Origin of the sequence: Paraburkholderia ferrariae NBRC 106233, assembly GCF_000685035.1 — a bacterium.
Classification (GTDB): Bacteria; Pseudomonadota; Gammaproteobacteria; order Burkholderiales; family Burkholderiaceae; genus Paraburkholderia; species Paraburkholderia ferrariae.
The window spans coordinates 157,157-170,583 of sequence record NZ_BAYB01000008.1 but is presented as its reverse complement, the minus strand read 5'-3'; the positions used below and the strand labels follow the sequence as shown (position 1 = coordinate 170,583).

General features: G+C 67.9%; 8 protein-coding genes. 5 read left to right on the top strand and 3 right to left on the bottom strand.

Annotated features, from left to right (window positions below):
- Positions 1-4: 4 nt before the first annotated feature.
- Positions 5-1,399, bottom strand: coding sequence for a selenium-binding family protein (locus BFE01S_RS09520; protein ID WP_028225282.1), 1,395 nt, complete (start codon positions 1,397-1,399; stop codon positions 5-7).
- A 272-nt stretch (positions 1,400-1,671) separates the two neighbouring features.
- On the opposite strand from BFE01S_RS09520, the gene BFE01S_RS09515 reads away from it, so the two are divergent.
- A complete protein-coding gene (locus BFE01S_RS09515; protein WP_028225281.1) occupies positions 1,672-2,004 on the top strand; it encodes a DUF4148 domain-containing protein in 333 nt (110 codons plus the stop codon).
- Between the two features lie 94 nt (positions 2,005-2,098).
- Here BFE01S_RS09515 and BFE01S_RS09510 read toward each other — a convergent pair whose 3' ends face one another.
- Positions 2,099-2,659 carry a TetR/AcrR family transcriptional regulator gene (locus BFE01S_RS09510; protein WP_028225280.1) on the bottom strand — a complete coding sequence of 187 codons (561 nt, stop codon included), beginning with the start codon at positions 2,657-2,659 and terminating at the stop codon, positions 2,099-2,101.
- A gap of 113 nt (positions 2,660-2,772) precedes the next feature.
- Here BFE01S_RS09510 and BFE01S_RS09505 point away from each other — a divergent pair, with 113 nt between their 5' ends.
- Positions 2,773-3,564 (top strand): SDR family NAD(P)-dependent oxidoreductase, encoded by a 792-nt coding sequence (locus BFE01S_RS09505; protein ID WP_028225279.1) that lies wholly within the window; start codon positions 2,773-2,775, stop codon positions 3,562-3,564.
- Positions 3,565-3,600: 36 nt separating this feature from the next.
- Here the strand turns inward: BFE01S_RS09505 and BFE01S_RS38080 are convergent, their stop codons facing one another.
- Positions 3,601-3,921 (bottom strand): hypothetical protein, encoded by a 321-nt coding sequence (locus BFE01S_RS38080; protein ID WP_042337400.1) that lies wholly within the window; start codon positions 3,919-3,921, stop codon positions 3,601-3,603.
- 479 nt (positions 3,922-4,400) lie between these two features.
- On the opposite strand from BFE01S_RS38080, the gene BFE01S_RS09495 reads away from it, so the two are divergent.
- The 3 genes from BFE01S_RS09495 to pbpC are packed head-to-tail and all read left to right on the top strand — an operon-like array spanning position 4,401 to position 13,405.
- Entirely contained in the window at positions 4,401-5,021 is a 621-nt protein-coding gene (locus tag BFE01S_RS09495) for a hypothetical protein (protein WP_028225278.1), read from the top strand.
- Positions 5,022-5,036: 15 nt separating this feature from the next.
- Entirely contained in the window at positions 5,037-11,117 is a 6,081-nt protein-coding gene (locus tag BFE01S_RS09490) for an alpha-2-macroglobulin family protein (protein WP_028225277.1), read from the top strand.
- 11 nt (positions 11,118-11,128) lie between these two features.
- The gene (gene pbpC, locus BFE01S_RS09485; RefSeq protein WP_042337456.1) at positions 11,129-13,405 is read left to right on the top strand and encodes a penicillin-binding protein 1C; all 2,277 of its coding nucleotides are present in this window, start codon (positions 11,129-11,131) and stop codon (positions 13,403-13,405) included.
- Positions 13,406-13,427 lie beyond the last annotated feature (22 nt).

Below are 13,427 nucleotides of genomic sequence, written 5' to 3'. Positions count from 1 at the left end.
GGGCTTATGGATAGCAGTACGAATCGGATGAGCAGTCGCCGCCTTCGAGCCGTACCTGATGCGGCCGATGCGATTTCGGCCATTCGATCAGGAAGCGCTCGTCGAACGCGAGGCCGCCTTCGGGCGCAGCGTCGAGCTTCACCATCCAGCCGTCGATGCCGTCGGGGTAGAACTGCCCGTCGATCGCGCCATAGAGCGAGTTGGTGAAATAGACGCGTTCGCCGTCGCGGCTCACTTCCACCATTTGCGGGCCACCATTGAGCGCCTTGCCCGGCGCACCCGGGTGCGCCGCGCGCGCCACGATCCCGCCGATGCGCACGCTGCCGGTCAGTTGCGCGTGCTCCGGGTCGGACACGTCGTACTGGCGCAGCTCGCCCGTGCCCCAGCATGCGGCGTAGAGGAAACGGTCGTCGAGCGAGAGCGCGATGTCGGTGACGAGCGGCGGCACGGCGCCGAAGCCCTTGAGCAGCGGCGGGAGCAGGTCGGGGTCGGCGGGCTCGGCAGGGATCTCGATGATCTTGCGCGCGGCCCATTGATCGCCGTCCCGATACCACTGCCAGATGGACGCGGAGAGGTCCTTCAGGCTGATCACGGAATTCACGAAGCCGTATGGCCGCGTGGGGTTGTGCGCGGGACGCAACTCGAATACGATCTGGTTTTCGGCCCCGAAATCGAGCGTCTGCTTGTGCCGGCGCGTATGCAGATCCCAGAAGTGCAGCCGGTGGCCGTACTGGCCGCCCAGCAGCACCTCGGGCACGAGGCCGTTTTCGAAGGTGGCGGGCAGCCCCCATTCGCTCGTGACCACGGTGTCGAAGCCCAGATGCCACCAGCCGTCGTAGGCCAACTGCTGCGGGCCGCGCTCGATTTCCCACTGGCCGAGGATGTCGAAGCTCTCGTGATCCATCAGGAAGATGCCGCCGGGCGCCTCGCCTTCGGCGTTGGCGAGCGCCGTGACGTAAATGCCCTCGGGCCCGCAATGCACCGTGTGCGGGCGCGTGTAGCCCGCGCGCTGCGCGACCGTTTCGGGCTCGTGCACGCGCACGATGCGCGGCGCGCGCGGGTCCGGCTTCGTATCGACGATATGAATGCGCGACGAGCGCAGACCCGGTACGACCAGGTAGCGGCGCTCGGAGTGCGGATGCGGCGCGTTGGGGCACAGGCACGAACTGCAGGCGTTCCAGCCGAAGTGATGCAGTTCGTCGCCGGCATTGGGCATGGGCAGGCGATGGACGATGCGCCCGTAGCCGGCGGAAGCGGGGTCCAGATCGACCACGTCGAGCGTATCCGGAACCTGGCGGGTGGGGTCGAAGCTCGCGACGTACGCGAGCGTTTCTTTCGGCGCGCCGCCCGCCATGCGGGCGGACGGGTAAAAGGACGGATCGGGCTTCCAGGTGGCCATGGGCAATCCCCCTCGTCGGTGAGCCCTCATGATGCACCCGCCGCGCGCATCGCGTGCGGATTATGTCCCTTATTCCATGGCGAAATAACGATATGAGCAGAAAGGATAAGCGGGCAGGGGCGAGACGCTGTTTCGGGCAGCCGATTATCCGCTCTACGAAAACAGTGATTTCATTGAGGCGACATTTATCTGCGGCTCGTACCTCTCTACACTGTCTTCAACGGATGCAGAAAAGAACTGCGCCGGCAATTCAAATTCTCGGAGGTAGTGTCATGAAATCGCTCATCAAGGCCGTTGCGCTTGCTGCCGTGCTGGCAGTCCCGGCCGTCTCGTTCGCCCAGGCGCAGTCCAGTAATGGTCCGGTCACGCGCGGGCAGGTTCGCGGCGAACTGATCCAGCTCGAACAAGCCGGCTATCACCCGGAAGCCAACGACCGTTACTACCCGGAGGACATCCAGGCGGCGCAAGCGCGCGTGGATGCCCAGAACGGTGTTCAAACCAGTGGCTACGGTTCGGCCACGACCGGTTCGTCGCAAAGCGGCGGCCCGAGCGACCGTGCGGTCAGCAGCTATTCGCCGCCGCTGCGCATGTATAACCCGCATTAATGCGGGGGAGCCCTGTAAAAGGGGCTTGAATTCGCGTTATCACGCCGCGCGAACTCACGGTTCGCGCGGCGTTTGTCTTTTGCACCACAACGATTCACGCCCCGTTGCCCACGCCCTGGTCGCCGATCCAGGCGCGCGTTTGTTCGAGCACTTCGTCCGATAGCGCCGGATCGTCGATCAGGCGCGCGAGAATGACCGCGCCCACCATCGCCGACCACGCGCCAATGGCTTTTCTGCGCGCCTCGCCGGCGGCTTCGTCCGCAAGACCTGCGCTAAAGCGCTCGATCGTCTTTTTCAAACCCTCGGCCATCACCGCGCGCGCCTCGGGCGTTTGCCGCACGGTTTCCGCGCCCAGTGCTGCCGTGGGGCAGCCCGCCGCCACGTTGTCGCGGTGCGCGGGCGACAGGTAGCCGGCCGCGAAATGCGTGAGATCGGCGCTGCCCGTTTCGCCCTGCGAGAACACGTGCGCGAGCGTCTGGGCGATCAACGCGTCCTTCGACTTGAAATAGCCGTAGAAGCCGCCGTGCGTGAGCCCGGCGGCGTTCATCACGTCGGCCACCGTGACCGCGTCGTAGCCGCGCGCGCGGAACAGCGCGCTGGCGGCTTCCAGAATCCTCGCGCGGTTGGCTGCAACCTGCTCCCGGCTGACTCTCATTGCCTGCTCCCATTCGTCTCAATCCATGCTTGACATTATATATGATGGTCATCATCATTCTCGAATACATGATTATTATCATGTAAAAGTTCGAATCCTCAAGGAGATTCCAGATGTCTGCTCGTCCTGCCGTGTTGATTACGGGTGCGTCCACCGGCATCGGCGCCGTGTATGCCGACCGGTTTGCGCAGCGCGGCCACGATCTCGTGCTGGTCGCACGCGACCTCGCCCGCATGGAAGAACTCGCCGCGTGGCTTGCCGCCCGCGACGGGGTGAAGGTCGAGGTGGTGCGCGCCGATCTGACCGATCGCGCCGATCTCGCGCGCATCGAAAAGCGTCTTGCCGAAGACGAACGCATCGGTGTCCTGATCAACAATGCGGGCGCGAGCCTGCCGGGCACGTTCGTGGAGCAGGGGGCGGAGGCGGTGGGCAAGCTCATCGATCTCAACGTCACCGCGCTTGCGCGGCTGGCGGCCGCCGTGGCGCCGCGCTTCGCGCGCGAAGGCAGCGGTGCGATCGTCAACATCGCTTCGGTGCTGGGGCTTCTGCCGGAATACGGCGCGAGCGTTTATGGCGCGACGAAGGCTTTCGTGCTCTCGCTGTCGCAGGGGCTGCACATCGAGCTCGGCGAGCGGGGCGTCTACGTGCAGGCCGTGCTGCCTGCCGCCACGCGCACCGAGATCTGGGCGCGCTCCGGCAAGGACGTCAATGCGCTCCAGGGGGTGATGGAAGTGGGCGATCTCGTGGATGCGGCGCTGGTGGGCTACGACCGCCGCGAAACGGTGACGATTCCGCCGCTGCCCGACGACCGTCAATGGGCCGACTTCGACGCGGCTCGCCTTGCCATGGCGGCAAATTTCACGCAGTCGCAACCGGCCGGGCGCTATCGCGACGCGGCACGGTAGGAAACGCTCCACGCTGCAACGGCGCGTGAGGCGCGCTCAGGCCAGGCGCTTCTTCGCGCCGGCGCCGGTGCCACTGCCACTGCTGCTGTGGCGTGGGCCGACGCCGGCGACCGCTGCCGCGGCCTCGGGCGCCCCGCGCCGCGTGAGGCGCTCGGCAAGCACGTCGAGGAAAACGGTGAGATCGGTTTCGCCGTACCGCAGCACGAAGTTCTCGACGACTTCGGCAATAGCGCCGGCGCGGCTCTGCGCCGAGAGCATGCTCGCGATATGCGAGCCGCCGCGCGCCAGTTCCAGGCTGTACCGCTCCTCGCACCAGCCCGTGCCGGCGGCTCGCCGGCTCTTTCTTGCATGATCCATGGTCTCTCACTGGCCGGCTTCGCCGGTGCGGGCGCCCCTGTTCTTTTTCGCCCGCACCGGACCACCGCCCCCGCGCTCGTAGAAGGTTGCGTGTTCGCGCGGCCGTCCTGGTCTTGCGGCCGCGACGGCCTCTTTTCCAATGCCCTCTGGATTCTCGGACTATTTGAATCGCTGGCCGCAGGGGCGGCAATACCTGGAATCAGGTAATCCGCAGGCGAAACGCCGCGCGTCCCGCGCAATTGTGCGAAGCCAGGGTCTGTCCGCATGAGTGATTAGTGAACAAACCCTGGCGCTCTCGCCAGTCTTGCCGGACCCATGACCCAAGCGCTGCCCGAACTGCCCGAGCTTTCCCCGAGCGATCCCGCGCGGCCGATTCTGGCAATCCCGGCGTGGAGTACGGAGTACGAAGCAGATCATCGTCACGGCCTTGCAGGCCGGAGCGACGGGGTATCTCATCGGCCTGCCGCGGGTTCGACCCGATGACGCTCGCGGGGCGCAGGGTGGCGCTCAACCAGGTCATGGCCACCCAGGCCGTGCGCGGACACGAACGGCTGGGAGCGCGTGAATTCGCTCGCACTGATCGTTTCTACGGCGCGGCGTACGCAATGTTCGTCCTGTGCCATGCCGAACGCCGCCTGCCGCGTTACGAACTGGCGCCGTGGGCCGTGGTGCTCGTGGGCGCGCTCGCCATGCTCCTGGTGCCGCGGCTCATTGCCGAAACGCGCGACATCCTCGCGATCGGCCACGCGTGCAACTTCTTCGTGACTTCGGGCGCGTTCATGTGGTTCGCCGCGCGGCGCAGGCGGACCGACCGGCGCATCGCGGCCGTGAGCGTGGCGGTCTTTTTCGCTGCGGGCTTGCGCGATCTGCCCACGTTCGTCGGCGTGCTCGACATGCCGCTCATGCCCGATGCCGAAACGCCGGCGGCGGTCGCGGTAGAGGGCGTGGCCCGATCCGCCGGGCCGGCCCTGGGCTGCGGCTGCCGCCCGCGCGACACTACGGGTGGCAGCACACTTTCGGCGCGTCTGCCTGGGCCGCGCGCTACCATGCTGCCCACGCTGCGCGGAAAGCCGCCAGTAACGTACGCGAAAAAGACGTGAAAACAGGGACGGGCGATGCAAACCCATAACGCGAAAAAGATCGGGTGGTGGACGGCGGCGCTGGCCGTCATGCTGGGCGCTTCCGCGCTCTTCGGCTGGCGGGCGGATGCGGCGCGCACGCTGAGCGTGTCGCCCCAGGGCACGGTCGCGCAGGCGCTCGAAGTCGTGATCAAGTTCGACGAGCCGATGGTGGCCTTCGGCGCCCCGGCCGCTCCGGCTCCCGCGCACGTGACGTGCACCAACGCCGCGGCGGCCGCAGGCCAGGGCGAATGGATCGACGAAAAGACCTGGAAGTGGAATTTCAAGGCGGCGCTGCCGCCGGACGTGCAGTGCAGCGTCGTGCTCGACGACGCGCTGAAGTCGGTGGCGGGCAACGCTGTGACGGGCGCGCGGCGCTATGCGTTTTCGACCGGCGGCCCGTTCCCCGTGGACCGTGCGCCCTACGCCGGCGAGATCGAAGAGAACCAGGTGTTCGTGCTCACGCTCAACGGCCCGGCCACCGATGCCTCGGTGCACGAGCATGTGTGGTGCGAGTCGGAGGGGCTCGGCAACCGCATCCCGGTGCGCAACGTCGATGCCGCCACGCGCGCGACGCTCCTCAAGCATTTCCAGCTTCAGAAGGACAGCGCGCGCGTACTCACGATCGCATGCCAGCAGACGCTGCCCTCGAGCGCGAAAATGCAGCTTGTCTACGGCAAGGGCGTGAAGGGGCCGAACGGCACGCCGAACGATACCGAGACCCGGCTCGACTACACGGTGCGCGCGCCGTTCACGGCGAAGATGAGTTGCCAGCGCGAGAACGCGAAGGCGCCGTGCTCGCCGCTCCTGCCGCTGCGCGTGGAGCTGAGCGCGGACGTTGCGCGTGCCGACGCCCGGCGCTTTCGCCTTCGCGGCCCGAACGGCGAGATCGCGCCGACCGCGGAAAAGGACGATACCGGAGACACCACGGACAACGCAGTCAGGACGATCGAATTCGCCGCGCCGCTGCCCGACCACGCGATGCTCACGGTGCTCGCGCCCGCGGGGCTCAAGGATACGAGCGGGCGGCCGCTCGCGAACGCCGACCTGTTTCCGTTGCCGATGGCCACGGCGCCCATGCCGCCGCTCGCGAAGTTTTCGTCCTCCACCTTCGGCATCATCGAACGCTACGCCGAGCCGGGCATGCCGCCGATCGTGCCGGTCACGCTGCGCAACGTCGAGGCCGATCTGCACATCAAGGGGCTCAACGCGGGCGAGGCGCGCTTCTCGAAGCTTTCCGTCGATTCGGATACGGACATGCGCCGCTGGATGCGCCTCGTCGAGCAGTTCGACGCCTATGGCATGAGCGAATCGTCCATCGAAAAGCAGGTGCCGGGGCTGCTCGCGCGCGCGAAATCGGCGGTGGTCGTGCAGCCTGCGGCCGGTGACGGCGACGATGCAAATACCGACGCGGATGCGAACACGAACACCGGCAACGGCCAGAAAGAACGCCTGATCGACGTGCGCTCGCTCTCGCTGCTGGCCGGCCAGCCGGGCGTGCAGACGCTCGCGTTGCCCAAGGCCGATCCGAAAGCGCTGCGGCCATTCGAGGTGGTAGGCATACCCGTGCAGAAGCCGGGCTTCTATGTGATCGAACTGGCTTCGCCCTCGCTCGGCGCTTCGCTGCTCGGCAAGTCGGTGCCGATGTACGTGCGCACGGCGGTGCTCATCACCAACCTCGGTGTGCATTTCAAGCAGGGCCGCGAGAACAGCGTAGTGTGGGTGACGACGCTCGACAAGGGCGAACCGGTGCCGGGCGCGGACGTGCGCGTATCGGACTGCAACGGCGACCAGGTTGCCGCGGGCAAGACCGACGCGCATGGCCTGCTGACCATCGACGGCCCGCTTGCGAGCCGGCGCACGTGCGGCGAAAACAGCTATAGCGGGTTCTTCGTTTCGGCGCGCATCAACGATCCGAAGACCGGCCCCGACATGGCGTTCGTGCAGTCGGACTGGAACCGCGGCATCGAAGCGTGGCGCTTCGACGTGCCCACCGACACGAGCGTCACGCCCACCGTGATCGCGCATACCGTATTCGACCGACCGCTCTTCCGCGCGGGGGAGACGGTATCGATGAAGCACTTCATCCGCGCGCAAAACATGCATGGCCTGGCGTTCCCCGAACAGTATCCGCGGCGCGTGACGATCCGCCATACCGGGAGCGGGCAGACCTACCATCTGCCGCTCACCTGGTCCGCCGATCACACGGCTGTATCAACGTTCAGGATTCCTGCCGAAGCGAAACTGGGCGAATACGACGTCTCGCTCGACGATGGCGACCCGGGCGCGCAGAACGACGACGGCGATAACAGCAACGACAGCGGCGGCGACAGCGTCCACATGAACTACGACAGCGGCAGCTTCCGCGTGGAAGCGTTCCGCGTGCCGGTGTTCACGGGCAGCATCGCCGTGCGCAACGAAAAGACCTCGCCGCTCGTGGCGGCGAAAGAAGCGCCGGTTTCGGTGCAGATCGGCTACGTCTCGGGCGGCGCCGCCTCGAACCTGCCCGTGCAGGTCTCGGCACTCGTGAAGGACTACACGCCCACCTTCACGGACGATTTCGGTGACTTCAGCTTCGCGCCCTACGTGCCCGAAAGCGCGAACGGCAAGACCGGTGACGGCGAGGCGGACGACGAAGACGCCACCCCGCAGGACGCCGCCGAAACGGCCAGGCTCGTGGCCGACAAGGAGCCGCTCACGCTCGACCGCAACGGCGCGGGCTCGCTCGTGCTGAAGAACCTGCCGGCCGTGATCGCGCCCACGCGCCTTGCGCTCGAAACCACCTTCGCCGATCCCAACGGCGAGGTGCAGACGATAGGCGGCAGCGCTACGCTGTGGCCTGCCGCCGTGGTGGCGGGCATCAAGTCGGGACGCTGGGTGTCGGTGGGCGGCACGGTGCCGGTCACGGCACTGGCGCTCGACCTCCAGGGCAAGCCGCGCGCGGGCGTGAAGCTCGAAGTGCGCGGCGTATTCCGTACCACCATCACGTCGCGCAAGCGCATGGTGGGCGGCTTCTATGCCTACGACAACCACACGCAGACGCACGATCTGGGCGTGCTGTGCAGCGGCAAGAGCGACGATCACGGGCTGCTCGACTGCGAGGCGAAACTCGGCGAGGCGGGCAATATCGATCTCGTTGCAACCGCAACGGACGGCGACGGTCACGCGTCCACCGCCACCACTTCGGTCTGGGTCACGCGCGAGGACGAACTCTGGTTCGGCAGCGACAACACCGACCGCATCGACGTATTGCCCGAGAAAACCAGCTACGAACCCGGCGAGACCGCGCGCTTCCAGGTGCGCATGCCGTTCCGCTTCGCCACCGCGCTCGTGGCCGTGGAGCGCGAGGGCATCATCGAAACGCACGTCGTGCATCTGGACGGGCGCGACCCCACCGTCGAACTCAAGGTGAGCGACCAGTGGGGGCCGAACGTGTACGTGTCCGTGCTCGCGCTGCGCGGGCGCATTCACGAGGTGCCGTGGTATTCGTTCTTCACCTGGGGCTGGAAAGCGCCGCTCGAATGGGCGCGCGCGTTCTGGTACGAAGGGCGCCAGTACGAACCGCCCACGCCGCTCGTCGATCTCTCGAAGCCCGCTTACCGCTATGGGCTCGCGCAGATTCGCGTGGGCACCGCCGCGCACCGGCTCGACGTGACGGTGACACCCGATGCGAAGCGCTACGCGGTGCGCGGCAAGGCGCACGTCGCGCTGCGCGTGCAGTTGCCCAATGGCCAGCCGGTGCCGGCAGGTACGCAAGTCGCAGTGGCGGCCGTGGATGAAGCCCTGCTCGAACTGATGAAGAACGAAAGCTGGAACCTGCTCGACGCGATGCTCCAGCAACGCGCCTATGGCGTGGAAACCTCGACGGCGCAGATGGAGATCGTCGGGCGCCGCCACTTCGGCCGCAAGGCGGTGCCCGCGGGCGGCGGCGGCGGCCACGCCGCAACGCGCGAGCTCTTCGACACCTTGCTCTACTGGAACCCGAACGTGACGCTCGACGCAAAGGGCGAAGCCCAGGTGGACGTGCCGCTCAACGATTCGCTCACGCGCTTCCGGATCGTGGCGGTGGCGGCGAGCGGCGCGCAGCGCTTCGGCACGGGGAGCGCGACGATCGAAAGCACCCAGGACCTCCAGTTGATTTCGGGCCTGCCCCCGCTCGTGCGCGAAGGCGACGCCTTCCGCGCGCAGTTCACGCTGCGCAACACCACCTCGCGTGCGATGAAGGTGGTGGTCACGCCCAGCGTGCCGCCGCTTACGCTTGCGCCGCAGACGGTGGATCTCGCGCCCGATGCGTCGCGCGAGATCGCGTGGACGGCCACGGTGCCGGACGGCCTCGCCGATGCGGATCTTCCCGCGCTGGTCTGGAACGTGAGCGCGGCGGAGCAGGGCGGCGCGCACGCGAGCGATGCGGTGAAGCTCACGCAGCGCGTGAGCGCCGCGATACCGGTGACGGTGCAGCAGGCCACGCTCGCGCAGGTGGACGGCACGCTTTCGGTGCCGGTGGCGCCGCCCGCCCACGCGAGCGCCGCGAAGGACGGCCGCGTGCGCGGCGGCATTGCGGTCTCGCTACAGCCGAAACTTGCCGATGGCCTGCCGGGCGTGGCGCGCTGGCTCGAACGCTATCCCTATGGCTGCCTCGAACAGCAGACTTCGGTGGCGCTGGGTCTGCGCGACCCGGCGCGCTGGCAGGCAGTGCTCACGCATATGCCGGTCTATCTGGACAGCGACGGCCTCGCCAATTACTTTCCGCCTTCCGACGACAGCCCGAACCGCGGCAGCCCCACGCTCACCGCCTACCTGCTCGCCGTGACGGACGAAGCCTCGAAGCTCGATTCGCACTTCGCGCTCCCCGACGCCCTGCGCACCAAGATGGAGGACGGCCTCACGCGTTTCGTCGAAGGCCGCATCCAGCGCGACACGTGGGCGCCGCGCCGCGACCTCGACCTGCGCAAGCTCGCGGCCATCGACGCGCTCTCGCGCTACGGCGCCGCGAACGCGCGGCTCTTCGGTTCGATCGAGATTGCGCCGAACCAGTGGCCCACGTCGGCAGTGATCGACTATTACGCGAGCCTCTCGCGCATGCGCGACGTGCCCGATCGCGAGGCGAAGCTCGCACAGCTCGAACAGATCCTGCGCGCGCGCCTCACGTATCAGGGCACGCAGCTCACGTTCTCGACGGCGGACGGCGACAACCTCTGGTGGCTCATGACGAACACCCAGGTGAATGCGGCGCGGCTCGCGCTCGCGTTCGTCGATAACCCCGCGTGGAAGGACGAGATGCCGCGCCTCGTGACGGGCCTGCTCGCCATGCAGAACAACGGCGCGTGGGACACGACGACGGCCAACGCGTATGGATCGATTGCCGTCGAGCGTTTCTCGCAGGTCTTCGAACGCGAGGGCGTGACGGGGACGACGAAGATCGCGCTGGGCAGCGCGCAACGCACGGTTTCGTGGAGCGCGGCACCAGCGGGCGCCGCGTCCGGCGCCATGGCGGCCACGCGATCGGCTGCGGTGCGCGGCGTGCTGCTCGGCTGGCCCGCGCAGGGCCAGGGCGGCACGCTCGCGCTCACGCAGGAAGGAACCGGCAAGCCGTGGGCAACTGTGGAAAGCCTCGCCGCCGTGCCGCTGCAAGCGCCGTTCGCGGCGGGCTACCGCATCACGAAGACCGTTACGGCCGTCGAGCCGGCCGTGAAGGGCGTCTATACGCGCGGCGACGTGCTTCGCGTTCACCTCGACATCGACGCGCAAAGCGACATGACGTGGGTGGTCGTCAACGATCCGGTGCCGGCGGGTGCAACGATACTCGGCTCCGGGCTCGGACGCGATTCGGCGGTGGCGACGCAAGGCGAGAAGCACGGCGAGGACGAACCGTGGCCGGCTTTCATCGAGCGCGGCTTCGACGGCTATCGCGCGTATTACGACTATTTGCCGAAGGGGAAGGTTTCGATCGAATACACGGTGCGGCTCAACAACGTGGGCACGTTCGGCCTGCCGCCCACGCGGGTGGAGGCGCTCTATGCGCCCGCGATCTTCGGTGCCGTGCCCAACGCACCGGTGGTCGTGAAGCCGGCGCCGTGAGCACAGCGATCATGCATGCGCGCGTGAGAGCCCTCGCTGCCGCCGCTATCGTGGCGTGTACCGCGCTGCTGCCCGTGACGGCGGCGGCGCTGCCGGCCTACGACGAGGTCCGCGCGCAATGGCGCAGTTCCGACTGGGTGCTGCTCGCTCGCGACGGCACGCCGCTGCAGCGCACTCGCGTCGAACGCACGGCACGGCGCGGCGACTGGGTGATGCTTGCCGATGTTTCGCCTTCGCTGCGGGCAGCCATTGTTGTTTCGGAGGACAAACGATTTTACGAGCATAGCGGCGTGGACTGGCGCGGCGCCGCCGCCGCCGCATGGGCGAACCTGTGGAATACGCGCACGCGCGGCGCATCGACGGTGACGATGCAACTGGCCGGCCTGCTCGACGACGATCCGAAGCGCTCGGGCCAACGCTCTTTCGGCCAGAAGGCGGTGCAGGCCGTGGACGCGCTGCGGCTCGAACGTAGCTGGCGCAAGGACCAGATACTCGAAGCCTATTTGAATCTCGTGCCGTTTCGCGGCGAGACCGTGGGCCTCGCCGCGATCTCGCAGACGCTCTTCGGCAAGGCGCCCTCCGGCCTCGACGACCGCGAATCCGCCGTGACCGCCGCGCTGATCCGCGCGCCGAACGCCCCGTGGCAGAAGGTGGCCGCGCGCGCCTGCCGCATCCTGCGCGACCTGAACGACGCGGGCGATTGCACGAACCTCGACGGCTTCGTGCAGATGGCCTTCGCGCGCCCGGCGGCGTCGGGCGACTATGCCGGCTTCGACGGCGCCGATGCTTTGGCGCCGCACTTCGCGCGCCAGATCGCAAGCGCCGTGCATCCTGCCGCGGGCCAGCGCGTGCGCTCCACGTTGGACGCCAACCTGCAGCGCTTCGCGCGCGACACGCTCACGCGCACGCTGATCGAACTGAACCAGCCTGCCCATCCGCGCAACGTGAGGGACGGCGCGGCCATCGTGCTCGACAACGCCACGGGCCAGGTCCTGGCGTGGGTGGGGTCGTCGGGCGGCCTTTCGGGCGCACGCGAAGTGGATGCGGCGCTCTCGCTGCGTCAGCCGGGCTCCACGCTCAAGCCGTTCCTTTACGCCGAGGCGATCGACGAACGGCGCGTGACGACGGCTTCGCTGCTCGACGACGCGCCGCTCGACCTCGCCACCGGCGGCGGCCTCTACATGCCGCAGAACTACGACAAGGGTTTCAAGGGCTGGGTGAGCGTGCGCACGGCGCTAGGCTCGTCGCTGAACGTGCCGGCTGTGCGTACGCTCGTGATGGTTACGCCGCACCGCTTCGCGAAGACCCTCAAGACGCTCGGGCTGCCGCTCACCGAAACCGGCGACTACTACGGCTACAGCCTCGCGCTCGGCAGTGCGGACGTGACGCTCGTTTCGCTCGCGAACGCGTATCGCGCGCTCGCCAACGGAGGCGTGGCAGGGGCGATCGTCGAGTTGCCGGCCGCTGCGTTGTCTGCTGCATCGTCTGCTTCGTCATCCTCTCCATCTTCGGCGACGAAACCCGGCACGCGCGTTTTCAGCCGCGACGCGGCTTTCATCGTCACGGACGTGCTTGCCGACAACAACGCGCGCACGCGCACGTTCGGCTTCGACAGCCCACTCGCCACCCGCATGTTTTCGGCGGTGAAAACCGGTACGAGCAAGGACATGCGCGACAACTGGACGATGGGCTACACCTCGCGCTATACGGTGGGCGTGTGGGTGGGCAACGCGGACGGCTCGCCGATGTGGGACGTTTCCGGCGTGAGCGGGGCGGCGCCGGTGTGGGCCGCAATCGTCGGCTATCTGCATCGCGGCGTGCCCAGCGTGGCGCCCGCACCGCCGCCTGGCGTCGAGCGCGTGCGCGTGACGTTCGCCGATGCGGTGGAGCCCTCGCGCAACGAGTGGTTCCTTGCGGGCACGGCCACGCCTGATGTCGGCCTCGCCGCGAATGCCTCCGATCTTGCGCGCGGCCCGGCGCAGATCGGCAGTCCTGTGGACGGCACCATCTTCGCGGTCGATCCTGACATTCCGCCCGCGCAGCAGCGCGTGTGGTTCGAGCGCGCTACGGGATCGACCGCGCGCGTGACGTGGCGGCTGGACGGCAAGCCGCTCGGCGCGGCCGCGCGCGTGGCGTGGCTGCCGTGGCCGGGCAAGCACGTGCTCGAACTTGTGGATGCGCGCGGCCAGGTGACGGATGCCGTGCGGTTCGAAGTGCGGGGCGCGATGGCGAAGGCCGGGGCGCCGGCAAGCGCACGCATGCCGCCGGGCACCGGAGCCGTGCGCTAGCGGGGCCGTTCGGGCCGCCGCT

Bases quoted from the DNA above. Each gene is read 5' to 3' on its own strand.
- BFE01S_RS09515 (WP_028225281.1), top strand. From the start codon at position 1,672: ATGAAATCGCTCATCAAGGCCGTTGCGCTTGCTGCCGTGCTGGCAGTC.
- BFE01S_RS38080 (WP_042337400.1), bottom strand. From the start codon at position 3,921: ATGGATCATGCAAGAAAGAGCCGGCGAGCCGCCGGCACGGGCTGGTGC.
- BFE01S_RS09495 (WP_028225278.1), top strand. From the start codon at position 4,401: ATGACGCTCGCGGGGCGCAGGGTGGCGCTCAACCAGGTCATGGCCACC.
- BFE01S_RS09520 (WP_028225282.1), bottom strand. From the start codon at position 1,399: ATGGCCACCTGGAAGCCCGATCCGTCCTTTTACCCGTCCGCCCGCATG.
- BFE01S_RS09510 (WP_028225280.1), bottom strand. From the start codon at position 2,659: ATGAGAGTCAGCCGGGAGCAGGTTGCAGCCAACCGCGCGAGGATTCTG.
- pbpC (WP_042337456.1), top strand. From the start codon at position 11,129: ATGCATGCGCGCGTGAGAGCCCTCGCTGCCGCCGCTATCGTGGCGTGT.
- BFE01S_RS09505 (WP_028225279.1), top strand. From the start codon at position 2,773: ATGTCTGCTCGTCCTGCCGTGTTGATTACGGGTGCGTCCACCGGCATC.
- BFE01S_RS09490 (WP_028225277.1), top strand. From the start codon at position 5,037: ATGCAAACCCATAACGCGAAAAAGATCGGGTGGTGGACGGCGGCGCTG.